Origin of the sequence: Streptomyces sp. NPDC093252 (genome assembly GCF_040683675.1) — a bacterium.
GTDB lineage: Bacteria > Actinomycetota > Actinomycetes > Streptomycetales > Streptomycetaceae > Streptomyces.
In genome coordinates, this window is sequence record NZ_JBFBEM010000008.1 from 241,905 (window position 1) to 258,309 (window position 16,405).

13 protein-coding genes are annotated in these 16,405 nt (G+C 73.2%); 10 read left to right on the plus strand and 3 right to left on the minus strand.

All coding sequences use genetic code 11. The features are described 5' to 3' along the window. Positions 1–77: 77 nt before the first annotated feature. Together AB0O01_RS18850 and AB0O01_RS18855 are read right to left on the minus strand one after the other, a co-directional pair. Complete coding sequence (locus AB0O01_RS18850; protein WP_365314711.1) at positions 78–509, minus strand: hypothetical protein; 432 nt, start codon at positions 507–509, stop codon at positions 78–80. Continuing rightward, positions 490–849: a hypothetical protein gene (locus AB0O01_RS18855; protein ID WP_365314713.1), complete on the minus strand. Its 360-nt coding sequence runs from the start codon at positions 847–849 to the stop codon at positions 490–492. The genes AB0O01_RS18850 and AB0O01_RS18855 overlap by 20 nt, the downstream gene beginning before the upstream one ends. An 81-nt stretch (positions 850–930) precedes the next feature. Here AB0O01_RS18855 and AB0O01_RS18860 point away from each other — a divergent pair, with 81 nt between their 5' ends. The 10 genes from AB0O01_RS18860 (at position 931) to AB0O01_RS18905 (ending at position 14,702) form a co-directional block, all read left to right on the plus strand. Beyond that, on the plus strand, positions 931–1,581 hold the full coding sequence (locus tag AB0O01_RS18860) for an HAD-IA family hydrolase (protein WP_365314714.1): 651 nt from the start codon (positions 931–933) through the stop codon (positions 1,579–1,581). Positions 1,582–2,216: 635 nt separating this feature from the next. Then, on the plus strand, positions 2,217–3,269 hold the full coding sequence (locus AB0O01_RS18865; protein WP_365314716.1) for an ATP-binding cassette domain-containing protein: 1,053 nt from the start codon (positions 2,217–2,219) through the stop codon (positions 3,267–3,269). Next, entirely contained in the window at positions 3,266–4,003 is a 738-nt protein-coding gene (locus tag AB0O01_RS18870; RefSeq protein ID WP_365314718.1) for a methionine ABC transporter permease, read from the plus strand. The genes AB0O01_RS18865 and AB0O01_RS18870 overlap by 4 nt, the downstream gene beginning before the upstream one ends. 177 nt (positions 4,004–4,180) lie before the next feature. Further along, entirely contained in the window at positions 4,181–5,032 is an 852-nt protein-coding gene (locus tag AB0O01_RS18875; RefSeq protein WP_365314720.1) for a MetQ/NlpA family ABC transporter substrate-binding protein, read from the plus strand. Between the two features lie 20 nt (positions 5,033–5,052). Further along, positions 5,053–5,895, plus strand: a complete 843-nt coding sequence (locus AB0O01_RS18880; protein WP_365314721.1) for a MetQ/NlpA family ABC transporter substrate-binding protein — start codon at positions 5,053–5,055, stop codon at positions 5,893–5,895. Between the two features lie 172 nt (positions 5,896–6,067). Further along, entirely contained in the window at positions 6,068–6,706 is a 639-nt protein-coding gene (locus AB0O01_RS18885; RefSeq protein ID WP_365314723.1) for a GNAT family N-acetyltransferase, read from the plus strand. 138 nt (positions 6,707–6,844) lie between these two features. Next, a complete protein-coding gene (gene cbiE / locus AB0O01_RS18890; RefSeq protein ID WP_365314725.1) occupies positions 6,845–8,050 on the plus strand; it encodes a precorrin-6y C5,15-methyltransferase (decarboxylating) subunit CbiE in 1,206 nt (401 codons plus the stop codon). Positions 8,051–8,443: 393 nt separating this feature from the next. Beyond that, entirely contained in the window at positions 8,444–12,277 is a 3,834-nt protein-coding gene (gene cobT, locus AB0O01_RS18895) for a nicotinate-nucleotide--dimethylbenzimidazole phosphoribosyltransferase (protein WP_365314727.1), read from the plus strand. Positions 12,278–12,574: 297 nt separating this feature from the next. Next, entirely contained in the window at positions 12,575–13,819 is a 1,245-nt protein-coding gene (gene cobA / locus AB0O01_RS18900) for a uroporphyrinogen-III C-methyltransferase (RefSeq protein WP_365314728.1), read from the plus strand. 64 nt (positions 13,820–13,883) lie between these two features. Beyond that, positions 13,884–14,702 carry an RNA methyltransferase gene (locus tag AB0O01_RS18905; RefSeq protein ID WP_365314730.1) on the plus strand — a complete coding sequence of 273 codons (819 nt, stop codon included), beginning with the start codon at positions 13,884–13,886 and terminating at the stop codon, positions 14,700–14,702. 186 nt (positions 14,703–14,888) lie between these two features. On the opposite strand, the gene AB0O01_RS18910 is transcribed toward AB0O01_RS18905, so the two are convergent. Next, on the minus strand, positions 14,889–16,223 hold the full coding sequence (locus tag AB0O01_RS18910; protein ID WP_365314940.1) for a protein kinase: 1,335 nt from the start codon (positions 16,221–16,223) through the stop codon (positions 14,889–14,891). Positions 16,224–16,405: the final 182 nt, after the last annotated feature.

Genomic DNA, 16,405 nt, shown 5'->3' on the forward strand with positions numbered 1-16,405 from the left:
GCCCACCAAGGCTTTTCGCTTATAGGGGCGCGGGGAACTGCGCGAGCAACCCCCACAAGCCGCACCCGCGCTCCGTCCTAAGCGCCCCGCCCCTTCCGCAACCAATACATAGCCGTAACCGGCAAAATCACCGGGATGAACAAATACCCCATCCCAAAGTCCGACCACACCGTGGAGTCCGGAAAAGCGGACGGCTCGACCAGCGTCCAGGTCCCCACCCCCAGCACCCCCACCAATTCCACCGCACAGCACACGAACGCCGCCCGCCGCGCGGCCTCCCCACCCCGCACCAACGAATACGTGATGAATCCGTACACCACCCCGGCGATCGCCGACAGCGCATACGCCAGCGGCGCCCGGTCGAACTCCGTGGCGATCTGCACGGCGGACCGCGACACCGCCCCCACGACCATCACGCCGTAGAGCCAGAGCAGCAGAATCCCGGGCCCGCTGATCAGCCGGGCGCGTGGGGCGGTGCCCACCTCGGTCTCAGCCTCCCCAGATGTCATGGAGCCGCACCTCCAGAACGGCCAGCACGACCCCGCCCGCGGCGACGGTCACCGACCCCCATTTGGTCCGCTCGGCCAGCGACATGAACCCGGCGGCCGGGATGCAGGCGAACGACCCGATCAGATACGCCACGAAGATCGTCGTCCCCTGCTCCGGCTTCTCGCCGCGCGCGAGCCACACGATCCCGACGACGAGCTGGACCAGCGCCAGCACCGAGACCACGGCCATCCCGATGAAGTGCCAGTCCTTCGTCGGCTGGTCCCGGTACGCGGCCCAGCCGCACCACGCGGCCAGCAGCAGCGCGGCGACCGAGGTCACCAGGGTCAGGGCTACAAGCATGCCGCCGACCCTATTACGCCCCCCACCGGCCGGTGCCGCCGCCCCCGGGCCGTCCGGCGCGGCCCACGTAGGGTCGACGGCATGACGATCCACGCACAGGCCCTTCTCTTCGACAACGACGGCACCCTGGTCTCCTCCCTCGCCTCCGTCCAGCGCTGCTGGAGCCGCTGGGCGGCGGAGTACGGACTGACCCCGGAGGACTTCGCCCGCGTGGAACTGCACGGCCGTACCGCCGTCGAGATAGCCGGCGATCTGCTGCCCGCCGCCACCGTGCCCGCCGCCGTCGCCCGGATCGAGCAGTTGGAGGTGGACGACGTGCCCCACGGCGGTGCCGTGCTGCTGCCCGGCACCCGGGAGGTGCTCGACGCGCTGCCCGCCGACCGCTGGGCCGTGGTCACCTCCGCCACCCGCAGACTCGCCGAGGCCCGGCTCGCCGCGGCCGGGATCCTGCCCAAGACCCTCATCACCGCCGAGGACGTCACCCGGGGCAAGCCCGACCCCGAGCCCTATCTGCTGGCCGCCCGCGTCCTGGGGGTCGACCCGGCGCACTGTGTGGTCTTCGAGGACGCCCCGGCCGGGCTCGCCGCGGGCCGCGCCGCCGGGATGACCACCGTGGCGTTGGCCACAACCCACACCGCCGCCGAACTGCACGCCGACCTGGTGGTGAAGGACCTCTCCGCGCTGTCCGTGCTGGTCACGGGCGGGGGAGTGGAGATCTCGGTGGCTCGCTGACCCCCCGTCGGGCCCTCGCCGAGCGCCGTCCGGAGGTGTCCACGGCTGTCCAGTATCCGGACAACGGTCACCGGTAAGGACCATACGTCTGCTTTACTGCTCGCATGACCACGACGAGCAGCCGCATCCCCGCGACCGAGGCGCCCATGCCGCCCGGTGCTCGCTGTATGTGTCGAATGTGCGCCTTCTAGAGGGCCCCCGCACCATCCGCCTCTCGCGCCCCGAAGCGAGACCGCCCGCCTCCGCGCGTACCGCGCCGCCCTGACCGGCCGGCCCGGCACGCCAGCGCGGACCGGGCACGCCCCGCGCACCCGTTCTCCCCGGAACCGGACCGGGACCAGGCAGGACCAGGCACCGAAGCAGGACCAGAACCAGGACCAGGACAGGGAACCCCACCAGAACCCTGACCCTGATCCGGCCCCTGATCCTTCTTCGGAACCGGCCCCGGAACCGGTCCGGCCCCGGAACCCCACCGGACCACGGGCCGCCACGGCCCGGAACCGACCCGGGTTCCGGACCCGCCCGGCCCCGTCGCCACCGCGAGAGCCGAGTCGCCACCCGACCGACCTTCCCGACCATCTGCACCCGCGCGCGGCGCACCTCCACGCCCGCACTCGACAGTGACGGAATCCCCAGTGATCACGACAACGGGCCTCACCAAGGTCTACCGCTCACGCGGCCGTGAGATCACCGCCCTCGACGGCGTCGATCTCACGGTGCGCGAGGGCGAGGTGTTCGGCGTCATCGGCCAGTCCGGCGCCGGCAAGTCCTCCCTCATCCGGTGCGTCAACCTCCTGGAGCGCCCCACCTCCGGCACGGTCACCGTGGCCGGCCGCGATCTGACCGCCCTGGCGGGACGCGGCCCCCGGGCAGGCAAGGAACTGCGGCGGGCGCGCAGCGCGATCGGCATGGTCTTCCAGCACTTCAACCTGCTGTCCTCGCGGACCGTCCAGGACAATGTGGAACTGCCCCTGGAGATCCTCGGGAAGTCGGGGAAGGAACGTTCCCGCAAGGCCCTGGAACTCCTCGACCTGGTCGGTCTCGCCGACAAGGCGAAGGCGTACCCGGCCCAGCTCTCCGGCGGCCAGAAGCAGCGCGTCGGCATCGCCCGCGCCCTGGCCGGCGACCCCCAGGTGCTGCTCTCCGACGAGGCCACCAGCGCCCTCGACCCGGAGACCACCCGCTCGATCCTGAAACTGCTGCGCGACCTCAACCGGCAGCTCGGCCTCACCGTCCTGCTCATCACCCATGAGATGGACGTGGTCAAGAGCGTCTGCGACTCCGCCGCCCTGATGGACCGGGGCCGGATCGTGGAGTCCGGCACGGTCAGCGAACTCCTCGCCACCCCGGGCTCCGAACTCGCCGCCGCCCTCTTCCCGGTCACCGGCGACGCCTCCGCCGACGACCGCACCGTCCTGGACATCACCTTCCACGGCGAGGCCGCCACCCAGCCGGTCATCTCCCAGCTCTCGCGGACCTACAACATCGACATCTCCATCCTCGGCGCCGCCATCGACACCGTCGGCGGCCTCCAGGTCGGCCGGATGCGCATCGAACTGCCCGGCCGCTACGAGGACAACGTCGTGCCCATCGGCTTCCTGCGCGAGCAGGGACTCCAGATCGACCCCGTGAACAGCGGCGACCCGGCCCCGGCCGGGGAACCGGTCAAGGAAGGTGCGGCCAAGTGACCTGGTCCGAGATGTGGCCGCTGCTGGAGCAGGCGTGTACCGAGACGCTGGTGATGGTCGGCTGGTCGACCCTGATCGCGGTGGCCGCCGGGCTGCCGCTGGGGGTGCTGCTCGTCCTCACCGACCGCGGCGGACTCCTCCAGAACACCGTCCTCAACAAGGTCATCGGGCAGATCGTGAACGTCGGCCGCTCGATGCCGTTCATCATCCTGATGGTCGCCCTGATGGGCTTCACCCGCTGGGTCACCGGCACCACCATCGGCAGTGAGGCGGCCATCGTCCCGCTCGCCATCGGCGGTATCCCGTTCTTCGCCCGGCTGGTCGAGACGGCGGTCCGCGAGGTGGACGGCGGGCTGGTCGAGGCCGTCCAGTCGATGGGCGGCAACACCTGGACCATCGTCCGCAAGGTGCTGATCCCCGAGTCCCTGCCCTCGCTGATCGCCTCCACCACGACCACCGTCATCGCCCTCATCGGCTACTCGGCGATGGCCGGCACGGTCGGTGGCGGCGGACTCGGCGACCTGGCCATCCGCTACGGCTACCAGCGCTTCGAGACCGGGCTGATGTGGATCACCGTGGCGATCCTCGCCGTGGTGATCTCCCTGATCCAGTTCGCCGGCGACGCCGCCGCCCGCTCCCTGCACCGCCGGGGCGGACGCTCCGGCCCGATGCCCCGGCTCGCCCTGCTGCGCGCCAAGGAGACCGGCACCGCCGAGATCGGCAAGGCCATCTGACCCGACCGAACCGACTCGACCCGACCCGAACCGACCCGACTCGACCCGTCCCGACCCGACCCCGGAACGGCCCATCCCGTCCCGTTCCCCCGGTCCCATCCGATCCGTTCCCTCCCGTCCCCCGGACTCCCCGCACACCATCGCGGGGCGCACCACCCCATAGGAAAGGCACTTTTCGTGCGTAACACCGCCAAGATCACCACCGCTGTCCTCGCCGTCGGAGCCCTCACCCTCGGACTCTCCGCCTGCGGCTCCGAGGAGAGCAGCGGCTCCGCCGCCTCCGGTTCGGCCGGCGCGAGCGGACCGCTCACCATCGCCGCCACCGCCACCCCGCAGGCCGAGATCCTCAACTACGTCAAGGACAACCTCGCCGCGGACGCCGGCCTCGAACTGGAGGTCAAGGAGTTCACCGACTACGTGACCCCCAACACGGCCGTCCAGGACGGCGAGGTCGACGCCAACTACTTCCAGCACCAGCCCTACCTGGACGACTTCAACAAGAAGAACGGCACCGACATCGTTGCCGTCCCCGGCGCCACCGTCCACCTGGAGCCCCTCGGCCTCTACTCCGAGGGCCTGAAGAGCCTGGACGACCTCAAGAAGGGCGCCACGGTCGCCGTCCCCAACGACACCACCAACGAGGCCCGCGCGCTCAAGCTGCTGGAGGCCAACGGTGTCATCACCCTGAAGCCCGGCACCGGCTACGAGGCCACCCCCAAGGACATCGCCACCAACCCCAAGGACATCAAGTTCGAGGAGCTGGAGGCGGCCCAGCTCCCGCGCTCCCTCGGCGATGTCGACGCGGCCGTGATCAACGGCAACTACGCCCTGGAGGCCGACCTCAGCCCGGCCACGGACGCCCTGGTCGCCGAGTCCCCGACCGACAACCCGTACGGCAACTTCCTCGCCGTGAAGAAGGGCGACGAGAACGACCCGCGGATCGAGAAGCTGGCCGGGCTGCTCACCTCGCCCGAGGTGAAGAAGTTCATCGACGACACCTACGACGGCGCCGTCGTCGCCGCCTTCTGAGCAGCGGCCGGAACAGCACCGTGAAGCACCGCACCGCACTCACCGCCACCGCCGCCGCGCTCGCCCTGGCCCTCGGGCTCACCGCGTGCGGCGCGGGCTCCGGCTCCGGCGCGGACTCCGGCGGCGCCGACGGCGACACCCTGGTCGTCGGCGCCACCGCCGTCCCGGCCGGCGAGGTCCTCACCTACATCAAGGACCACCTCGCCGAGGACGCCGGGCTCGCCCTGGAGATCCGCGAGTTCACCGACTACGTCGTCCCCAACACCGCCCTCCAGGAGGGCTCGCTGGACGCCAACCTGTACCAGAACAAGCCCTATCTGGACGACTTCAACCAGGCCAAGGGCACCGACCTGGTCCCCGTGGCGGACGCCTATCTGCCGCCCATGGGCGTCTACTCGAAGCAGGTCGGGGACGTCACCGACCTGCCCGACGGGGCCACCGTCGCCGTCCCCAACGACACCACCAACGAGGGCCGCGCCCTGCGGCTGCTGGCCGCCGAGGGCGTCATCACGCTCAAGGACGACGCCGCCACCGACGCGTCCCCGGCGGACATCACGGCCAACCCCAGGAACCTCACCATCAAGGAACTGGAACCGGCCCAGCTCCCCCGCTCGCTGGACGACGTCGACGCCGCGGTCATCAACAACAACTTCGCGCAGGACGCCGGACTCAGCCCGGCGAAGGACGCCATCCTGCTGGAGTCGGCGCGGGACAACCCCTACGCCAACATCCTCGCCGTCAAGCGCGGCGACGAGGACGATCCCCGGGTCGCGAAGCTGGTGAAGCTGCTGGCCTCCGCCGAGGTGAAGCGGTTCATCGAGGACACCTACCAGGGCTCGGTCCTCCCGGTCACCACCGACTGACCCCCCGTCCGCCCCCCGCACCACGGGGTGCGCCCCCGGCCCGGGGCGCACCCCGTGGCGCACCCCGTGGTGCGATCCGGTCCCGCGATGCTGCATGCTGGGCAGTTCAGCGGGACCTGACGGTCTGACGGTCGAGAAGGTCACTTCGAGATTCGAGATGACGGAGCGGCACATGACGAGCACCTTCCCCAGCATCTCCATCAGCACGGAGCGGTTGGTGCTGCGTCCCCTGGAGGACGACGACGTCCCCGCCCTGACCGAGATGATGAACGACGAGCAGATCGTGGCCTGGACGGACGTCCGCCATCCGTTCTCCGAGGCCGCCGCCCGCGCCTGGATCACCCGGGGCGCCCCGGCCGCCCGCGCCGCCGGGCACGGCCTCACCCTCGCCGTCACCGAGTTCCTCACCCAGCGGCTGGTCGGCGTCATCCGCCTGGACAAGACGGACTGGCACGTCCGCTCCACCGAACTGATGTACGCCATCGCCCCCTGGGCGCGCGGCGAGGGCTATGCCTCCGAGGCCGCGCTCGCCACCGCCCGCTGGCTCTTCCACGGCCAGCGCCTCGAACGGATCGAACTGCGCACCGCCGCCGACAACACCGCCGCCCAGCAGGTGGCCCAGAAGATCGGCTGCATCAGCGAGGGCGTCCTGCGCGGCGCCTGCATAGCGCGGGTCCGTGCCGAGGACGGCACCTGGAGCGAGGCCCGCACCGACTACATCGTCTGGAGCCTCCTCCCGGAGGACCTGGACGGAGCCGAGGGCCAGCTCGCGGACACCGGCGGCTTCAGCTCCTACCCCGACTGGAGCTGACCCGCGGGGACGTATGCCGTCATCCGCCCGGACCGGACGCGATACCGCGCCGGGCACTGATCGCGGGGTACGCTCTCGGGGCCCGCCCCGTCGCGAGCACACCCGACGACCTGCGTGAACCCCTGGAGACTGACGACCATGGCCGACCGGGTCACGGTGATCGGCTGGGACGGCTCGCCGCTGACCGCCGCCGCCCGCTCCGCCCTCGGTGCCGCCACCCTCGTGGCCGGTGCCGCCCACCATCTGGCACTGCCCGAGGTCCCCGCCGCCGCCGAGCGGATCCGCCTCGGCAGCCTCACCCTCGCCGCCCGCCGCATCGCCGCCCACCGCGGCACGGCGGTCGTCCTCGCCGACGGCGACCCCGGCTTCTTCGGCGTCGTCCGCATCCTGCGCGCCCCCGAGCACGGCCTGGAGGTCGAGGTCGTCCCCGCGGTCTCCCCGATCGCCGCCGCGTTCGCCCGCGCCGGGATGCCCTGGGACGATGCCCAAGTGGTCGTCGCCCACCGCCGCACCCTGCGCCGGGCGGTCAATGTGTGCCGCGCCCACACCAAGGTCGCCGTCCTCACCTCACCCGGCGCCGGCCCCGCCGAACTCGGTCTGCTGCTGGAGGGCGTCCACCGCACCTTCGTCGTCTGCGAGGAACTCGGCACCGCGCGCGAACAGGTCTCCGTCGTCACCTCCGACAAGGCCGCCGACCACACCTGGCGCGACCCCAATGTCGTCATCGTCATCGGTCCCGCCGGACCCGTCGCCGAGGACGGCGGCTGGATCGCCGGCCGCGACCCGGCCACCGGCCCCCGCGGCTGGACCCGCCCCGCCGAGGCGTACGAAGGCCAACTCGGCGAGGGGGAGCAGGAGATGCTGCGCGCGGCCCAGCTCGCCCGCCTCGGCCCCCGCACCGGCGACCTGGTCTGGGACATCGGCTGCGGCGCCGGAGCCTTCGCCACCGAGGCGGCAGCCGCCGGGGCCGCCGTCATCGCCGTCGACCTCGACCCCCGTGCCTGCGCCCGCACCGACGCCGCCGCCCGCCGCTTCGGCGTCCATCTCCAGATCGTCCACGGCACCGCCCCGCACGCCCTGGAGAACCTCCCCGAACCCGATGTCGTCCGCGTCGGCGGCGGGGGAGCGGCCGTCGTCCAGGCCGTCGCCGACCGCCGCCCCCGGCGCATCGTCACCCACGCCGCCACCCGGGACGCCGCCGAGCGCCTCGGCCGCGATCTGACCGAGCACGGCTACCGCGTCGAGTGCGCCCTGCTCCAGTCCGTCCGCCTCGACACCCGCGTCTGGACCGAGACCGAACGCAGTGTCGCCTTTCTGATCAGCGGCGAACTGACACGCCCCTGACGAAGACCGCCAAAGCCGGGCATACCGGGGTGCGAAAAGTCTCCCGGTGATCCGGTTGTCGTACTGCGCGCGGTAGGCTGGCCGATCGTTGTACCGCAGCCGGAACCCCGTCGAACCGTCGGCCAATGTCCGGAAAACCCGCCCCTTTTGGGGTGGGTGTGGTACGGCGAGGACCGGGGGACGCGCAACGTGGCGCAGTCCACAGCGGGCCGCGGTGGATCAGGCTGCCGTGGCGGGTGATCGGCCGCGACAATGCCACCGTATGGCTTTGTCGTCTTTTCCGGCGGGTCGTTCGTGCCGCTGGGCACGCGCGCTCGTTCTTCACGGCGGGGCGGTCGGCGCGCCGTTCCGGGTGAGCTGGCAGGAGCACAAACCGATGGGCGAGGGGTACGCATGACCGACACCGGCCAGATCCCGGCCGAGGGGCTGCCGGAGCACGCAGGCACGGTGGAGCAGCCGGGCGTCCCCGCACCGGCCGCGTACGCCTACCTCTCCGAGAGCCCCGCCGAGGACGAAGACCTGCTGCTGCCGGGCGCCCAGGGCGCCTGGGGCAACGAGGTCGCGCCCCCCGCCCCCGAGCCGGTCGTCGAGGCCGTCCACCGCCCCGACCCGCAGGAGAGCGCGGCGGTGGGTGCCGGCGGGCCGCCGGGGGTGGGTCCCGGGGGCGCTCCGGTGGAGATTCCCGGCGGGGCTCCGGTGGTGGTGGGTGGGACGCCAGTGACGGTGGGCGGGACTCCGGCTGGGGGTACGCCTGTTCCCGGGGGCGGGTCTGTTCCTGGGGGTGTGCCTGTGTCCGGGGGCGCGTCTGTTTCCGGCAGTGCGCCTGCTCCAGGGGGTGCGCCTGCGTCCGGGGGGGTGTCTGCCTCTGCGGGTGGTTCGGTTTCCGGGGGTGCGACCGCTCCTGGGGGTGCGCCTGTTCTCGACGGTGCTGCTGTTCCCGGGGGTACGCCTGCCGGGGGGACGCCTGTGCCGGGGGGTACGTCTGCCAGGGGTATGTCCGTGTCGGCGGGCACGTCTGCCGGGAGTACATCCGTGCCGGGAGGTACGCCTCCCGGGGGGACGCCCGTACCGGGAAGCACCCCCGCCGGGGGGACGGCCGTGCCGGGAGGTACGCCCGCTGGGGGTACGCCCGTGTCGGCGGGAACGCCCGCCGGAGGGACACCCGTACCGGGAGGCACCCCTGCCGGTGGGACGCCCGTACCGGGAGGTACCCCTGCCGGGGGTACCCCCGTGTCCGGTGCCGTTCCCGTCGGGGCGACTCCCGCCGGGGGCACGCCGGTGGCGCCGCGCAGCAGGCCGCTGCACCTCGGTCCGCCCATGCCCGACGCCTCCGCCAGCCCCGTCCGCTCCCTCGCCGACCGGGGCCCCGCGGGCGTACCGGCCCGCGCGCCCGCCCCCGCGTCCACCGGCCCCGAGTACCTGGACGTCCCGCGCCACCGCGAGGCCGCCCCGCAGAGCGCGGCGCCCTGGGGACCCGCCCCGGCGTCGGTCCGGACCGCTCCCGCGCCGGTGGCGCCCCCGGCGCCCGAGCCCCCCGCCACCATCCCCGCCCCAACCGCCCCGAACCCTGCGGAAACGGTTGGCCCGACGGCGGTGGCACCGGAGGCGGCGCCCGCGGAGCCGGAACCGACCGTGGAGCCGGTGGCACCGGAGGCGGTGGCAGAGCCGGTGACGGAACCGGCTGCGGAACCGATCGCCGAACCGGCTGCGGAACCGATCGCGGAGCCCGTCGCCGAGCAGTCTGCGCCCTTGGTGCAGCAGCCCCTGCCCGCCGACGCAGGCGCCGCAGCCGCCACCGTCAAGCCGCCGCAGGCACCCCCCGCCGCCGAACAGCCGCAGCCGGCGCCCCTCCCGGTGCCGCCCCAGCCCGTGGCCGAGGCGCCGCCCACGCCGGAGGCGATCCCCGAGGCGACCCCCGAGCCGACCCAGGTCACCTCCGTCGCTCCTGAGGTCACGCCCGCCGCCCAACCCCCGCAGCCCGTGGCCGAGTTCGTCCCTGTGGAAGGCCAGGTGCCCACCACCCCGCACCTCGCGCCCACCCCGCCGCACACCCTCCCCGTACCGCCGGTGTTCGAGCCTCCGGCCCCGCCGGAGCCGTTCGCCGTGGTCCCGCCCCCGCGTGAGGCCGAGCAGCCGGACGCCGGACTGGTCCAGCAAGCGGAGGACCTGGAGACCCGTACGGCAGACCAGGACGAGCCCCCGGCCCCGGAGCCGCAGCCCGAGCCGGAGCCGATCGAGGCCCCGCCCGCCGAACCCCTGGCAGAAGCTCCCGAGGCACCCCCAGCCCCCCCAGCAGCCCCCGAAACAACTCCAGTACCCCCGGCGACTCCGGAGACCCCGGAAGCCCCGGACGCACCAGCAGAAGAACCGCAGGCAGCAGCAGAAGCACCCCCCGTGACAGACGAACCACAGCTCACCCACCCCGCCCCCGAGCCCCCCGAGCCCACCCCGCTCCCGGAGCCGACGGAACCGGACACCGCCCCCGCCCCCATCTCTCCCCCCGCCCCGGCCTACGAAGACGCCGAGCGCGAGGCCGTGCTGAAGGTGATGCGGGAGCGGCGCGACATCCGCAACGGCTTCCGCAGCGACCCCATCCCGCACGAGGTGCTGCTCCGGGTCCTGGAGGCCGCGCACACCGCGCCCTCGGTCGGCCACTCGCAGCCCTGGGACTTCGTGGTGATCCGGTCCACCGAGACCCGCCGGGCGATGCACGACCTGGCCACCCGTCAGCGCGACGCCTACGCCAAGTCGCTGCCGAAGGGCCGGGCGAAGCAGTTCAAGGAACTGAAGATCGAGGCCATCCTCGACACCCCGGTGAACATCGTCGTCACCGCGGACCCGACCCGCGGCGGGCGCCACACCCTGGGCCGCCACACCCAGCCGCAGATGGCGCCGTACTCCTCCGCGCTCGCCGTCGAGAACCTGTGGCTCGCGGCCCGCGCCGAGGGGCTCGGGGTCGGCTGGGTCTCCTTCTTCGACGAGCGGGAGATGGTCCGCGCCCTCGGACTGCCCGAGCATCTGGAGGTCGTGGCGTATCTGTGCGTCGGATACGTCGACGAGTTCCCGGACGAGCCCGAACTCGCCCAGGCGGGCTGGTCGAGACGCCGCCCGCTGTCCTGGGTGGTGCACGAGGAGACGTACGGCCGTCGCGCGCTGCCCGGTGAGGAGCCGCACGATCTGCTCGGCGAGACCGTCGCCCAGATCCGTCCGCTGGACGCCAAGGCGCTCGGCGAGGCGTGGGAGCGGCAGAAGCGGATGACCAAGCCCGCCGGGGCGCTCGGCATGCTGGAGATCATCTCCGCCCAGTTGGCCGGGCTGTCCCGGCAGTGCCCGCCGCCGATCCCGGAGCCCGCGGCCGTCGCGGTCTTCGCCGGTGACCACGGGGTGCACGCCCAGGGGGTGACGCCCTGGCCGCAGGAGGTCACGGCCCAGATGGTGGCCAACTTCCTGGGCGGGGGAGCGGTCTGCAACGCGTTCGCGACCCAGGTCGGCGCCGAGGTGTGCGTGGTGGACGTCGGGGTGGCGAGCGACCTCCCGGCGACGCCGGGGCTGCTGCCGCGCAAGATCCGCGCGGGCACGTCGGACATGACGACCGGTCCGGCGATGACCCGCGAGGAGGCGAAGGCGGCCATCGAGGTCGGCATCGAGACCGCCCGCGATCTGGTCGCCGCCGGGAACAAGGCGCTGCTGACCGGTGAGATGGGCATCGCGAACACCACCGCGTCCGCCGCGCTGATCTCGGTCTTCACGGCCACCGACCCCGCCGAGGTCACCGGCCGGGGCACCGGCATCAACGACGAGACCCTCGCCCGCAAGACCGAGGTGGTCCGCCGGGCCATCGAACTCCACCGGCCCGACCCCGCCGACCCCATCGGTGTGCTCGCCGCGATCGGCGGTCTGGAGCACGCGGCGATGGTCGGTCTGCTGCTGGGCGGGGCGTCCCTGCGGACGCCGGTGATCCTGGACGGCGTCAGCGCGGGCGCCGCCGCGCTGGTGGCGCGTGCCATCGCACCCGAGGTGCTGGCCGCCTGCATCGCGGGGCACCGCAGCGCCGAGCCGGGCCATGTGGCCGCCCTCACCAAACTGGGCCTGCGCCCCCTGGTCGACCTGGACCTGCGCCTGGGCGAGGGCACGGGCGCCCTGCTGGCCCTCCCGATGGTCCAGAGCACCGCGCGAGCGATGCACGAGGTGGCCACCTTCGACTCGGCAGGCGTAACGGAGAAGTAGCAACCAGCGCCCCTGAGGCCCACCCCCTCAGGGGCGCTGGGGGTACCCCCTCTGGGGGAGGAACTGCGCGACCAGCCCCCGACAACGGTCACCCGCCCACACCTCCGCACGCCCCCGAACACCCTGAACGCCCCTGAGGCCCACCCCCTCAGGGGCGCGGGGAACTGCGCGACCAGCCCCCACAACCGTCACCCGCCCACACCCCCGCACCACCCCCCACCCCACGCGCCCCCGCTCCCTCCGCATAAAATCCGCACGTCAGGGCAGACACACCCGCCCCCCAAGGAGCCCGTACCCATGGCAGAACACCCCGCCTACCCGGTAGGACTCCGCCTCACCGCCCGCAAGGTCGTCGTCCTCGGCGCGGGCCAGGTCGCCCAGCGCCGCCTCCCCGCACTGATCGCGGCCGGCGCGCACATCCTGCTGATCTCGCCGGAGGCGACCCCCTCGGTCGAGGCCATGGCCGACACCGGCGAGATCACCTGGGAGCGCCGCCGCTACGAGGACGGGGACCTCACCGACGCCTGGTACACCCTGATCGCCACCAGCGACCCCGACGCCAACACCCGCGCCTCCGCGGAGGCGGAACGGCGCCGGGTGTGGGCGGTGCGCGCCGACGACGCCGACGAGGCCACCGCCTGGACCCCGGCCACCGGCCACAGCGCGGGCGTGACGGTCGCGATCCTCACCACCGACTCCAGGTCCCGCGACCCCCTCCACACCGCCGCCGTCCGGGACGCGGTGGTCGAGGGCCTGCGCGACGGCACCCTCGTCGCCCCGCACCACCGCACCCGCACCCCCGGCGTCGCCCTGGTCGGCGGCGGCCCCGGCGATCCGGATCTGATCACCGTCCGGGGCCGCAGACTGCTCGCCGAGGCGGATGTCGTCATCACCGACCGGCTCGGCCCGCGCGACCTGCTCGCCGAACTGCCCCCGCATGTCGAGGTGATCGACGCGGCGAAGATCCCGTTCGGCCGCTTCATGGCCCAGGAGGCCATCAACGAGGCCCTGATCGAGCACGCCCGGCAGGGCAAGTCCGTCGTACGGCTCAAGGGCGGCGACCCCTTCGTCTACGGCCGGGGCATGGAAGAGGTCCAGGCGCTGGCCGAGGCCGGGATCCCCTGCACGGTCGTCCCCGGGATCTCCAGCTCGATCTCGGTGCCGGGCGCGGCCGGTATCCCGGTCACGCACCGGGGCGTGGCCCATGAGTTCACCGTGGTCAGCGGGCACATCGCGCCGGACGACCCGAGCTGCCTGGTCGACTGGGCGTCCCTCGCCAAGCTCTCCGGCACCCTGGTGATCCTCATGGGCGTCGACAAGATCGGCCGGATCGCCGAGACCCTGATGGCGGGCGGCAAGCCCCCGACGACCCCGGTCGCCCTGGTCCAGGAGGGCACCACCGCCGCCCAGCGCCGGGTGGACACCACCCTCGCCGAGGTCGCCGAGGCGGTCCGCGCGCACGGGGTGAAGCCCCCGACGGTGATCGTCATGGGCGCGGTCGTGACCGTGGGCCCGCCCCCCACCGATCCCCCCACCGCGTAACCCTGGGTAACACAACCTCTCCCCAGCCGTTGGCACCGCACGCACGACAAGGCAGTATCACCCTGTGGCCGATCTCATCACCGTCGACGACCCCGACGACCCGCGCCTGAACGACTACACGGGCCTGACCGACGTGGAGCTGAGGCGCCGGCGCGAACCCGCCGAGGGCCTGTTCATCGCCGAGGGCGAGAAGGTGATCCGCAGGGCCAAGGACGCGGGCTACGAGATGCGCTCCATGCTGCTCTCCGCGAAGTGGGTCGACGTCATGCGCGATGTCATCGACGAACTCCCCGCCCCGGTCTACGCGGTCAGCCCCGAACTCGCCGAGCGCGTCACCGGCTACCACGTCCACCGCGGCGCGCTCGCCTCCATGCAGCGCCGGCCGCTCCCGACCGCCGCCGACCTCCTGCGGACCGCCCGCCGGGTCGTCGTCATGGAGTCGGTCAACGACCACACCAACATCGGCGCGATCTTCCGCTCCGCCGCGGCCCTCGGCATGGACGCCGTCCTGCTCTCCCCGGACTGCGCCGACCCGCTCTACCGCCGCAGCGTGAAGGTCTCCATGGGCGCGGTCTTCTCGGTGCCGTACGCCCGGCTCGACACCTGGCCCAAGGGCCTCGAATCGGTCCGCGAGGCGGGTTTCGCCCTTCTGGCGCTGACCCCCGACGAGAAGGCCACCTCCCTCGACGAGGCCGCGCCGCACCGGATGGACCGGGTGGCCCTGATGCTGGGCGCCGAGGGCGACGGCCTCTCCACCCAGGCCCTGGTCGCCGCCGACGAATGGGTCCGCATCCCGATGGCCCACGGCGTCGACTCCCTCAACGTGGGCGCGGCGGCGGCGGTCGCCTTCTACGCGGTGGCCACCGGCCGCCCGAACCTGTAGCGACGCCCTATCGGTCCCCTGGAGTCACCGGTCCCCGATCGGCCCCCCAGGGCTGCCGGTCCCCTGGGGCCACCGGTCCCTTTATCGGCCGCACAGAGCCACCGATCGCGGAGCGGCCCCTCGGTGCCACCGGTCCCGTACCGGCCGCTCAGCGCTGCCGGGTTCCGAACCGCCCCCGGCCCGCCCTCACCCGGAAATCGCCTGTACCACCGCGATACCCAGCGCCACCACCAGCGTCACCACCACGAACACGAAGATCCGCTGGCGCAGCAGCCGTGGATTGGCGGGCCGCAGCCGGGTCGCCGTACCGCGCGGCGGCTGCCGCCGCTGACCGGGACGGGCACCCGCCCCGGTGGAGTTCCGCGCACCGGACCGCGCGCCCCCGGTGCCGTTCATCCGCGGGGCCCCTGCCCCTGCCCCGGCCCCGGTGCCGTGCGGACGCTGGGCACTGCCCCCGCGCGAGGGCGCGTTGCCCCGCAGCGGCCCTGTGGAGGAGGACCCCGCGGGACCCGGTCCCCGGGACGGCACGGAACCGCGCGGCGGGGGAGTGGCCCCCCGCTGCCCGGGACCCTGCCCCGGTCCCTGGGGGCGTCGCTGCACCCGCTGCTGCTCCGGGTAGGTGTCGGCGAGCCGCCCCGTGGGCCGGTCGGCCTCCGCCGAGCGCGGCGCGGGCGGACGCCCGTCGTACAGGTCGTGCGCCTCCCGCGCGGCGATCTCCTTGAGCCGCAGCGATAGATCCAGCGTGCTGGGCCGGTCCTCGGGATCCTTGGCGAGACAGGCCCGGACGAGCGGGGCCAGCGCGTCCGGCACCCCGTGCAACTGCGCCTCCTCGTGCACGACCCGGTACAGCATCACCTCGGAACTGCCGTGCCCGAACGGCGAGTCGGCGGTCGAGGCGTACGCCAGCGTGGCCCCCAGCGAGAACACATCGGTCGCCGGGGTGACCAGCGCCCCCCGCACCTGCTCCGGCGCGAGGAACCCGGGCGAGCCGACCGCGGTACCGACATGCGTGAGCGTGGAGGCGCCGGTCGCCCAGGCGATCCCGAAGTCGATGATCCGGGGGCCCTTGGGCGACAGCAGGATGTTGGACGGCTTGAGATCCCGGTGGACCACCCCGGCCTCGTGCACCGCGACCAGGCCCTCGGACAGCGCGGCGCCCACCCGGGCGACCTCGGCCGCGCCGAGCGCGCCCTGGTCGGCCACCTTGTCGTGCAGCGAGGGGCCGGGCACGTACTGCGTGGCGAACCACGGACGCTCCGCCTCCAGATCGGCCGCCACCAGCCGGGCCGTGCACCCGCCCCGGATCCGCCGGGCGGCGGACACCTCGCGCGCGAACCGCGAGCGGAACTCCTGGTCCTCCGCCAGATCCGGCCGGATCACCTTCAGCGCGACCCGCTGGCCCTTCTTGTCCGAGCCCAGGTAGACCACACCCATGCCGCCCGCGCCGAGCCGTCTGTGGAGCTTGAACGAGCCGACGACACGCGGGTCCTCGCGCCTCAGGCGCATCATCGCCATGTTCATCCCCGCTGCCCGGTCCGTGTGACGAGCCACAGCTTACGTTTACCCGGCCGCCCGCGCGCAGAGGCCGCGCCCTCTCGTCCCGATGGATTGTCAGTGCCGGGTGGGAGACTTGAGGAGTGGTCAGAGAGCGTGCGAGCAGGGCGGCTCGCGGCTGCCCTTGATCCCAACGGGCCGGACCGGAA

Coding starts and splice junctions, on each gene's coding strand:
- AB0O01_RS18850 (WP_365314711.1), bottom strand. CDS start 509: ATGACATCTGGGGAGGCTGAGACCGAGGTGGGCACCGCCCCACGCGCC.
- AB0O01_RS18855 (WP_365314713.1), bottom strand. CDS start 849: ATGCTTGTAGCCCTGACCCTGGTGACCTCGGTCGCCGCGCTGCTGCTG.
- AB0O01_RS18860 (WP_365314714.1), top strand. CDS start 931: ATGACGATCCACGCACAGGCCCTTCTCTTCGACAACGACGGCACCCTG.
- AB0O01_RS18885 (WP_365314723.1), top strand. CDS start 6,068: ATGACGAGCACCTTCCCCAGCATCTCCATCAGCACGGAGCGGTTGGTG.
- cbiE (WP_365314725.1), top strand. CDS start 6,845: ATGGCCGACCGGGTCACGGTGATCGGCTGGGACGGCTCGCCGCTGACC.
- cobT (WP_365314727.1), top strand. CDS start 8,444: ATGACCGACACCGGCCAGATCCCGGCCGAGGGGCTGCCGGAGCACGCA.
- cobA (WP_365314728.1), top strand. CDS start 12,575: ATGGCAGAACACCCCGCCTACCCGGTAGGACTCCGCCTCACCGCCCGC.
- AB0O01_RS18910 (WP_365314940.1), bottom strand. CDS start 16,223: ATGAACATGGCGATGATGCGCCTGAGGCGCGAGGACCCGCGTGTCGTC.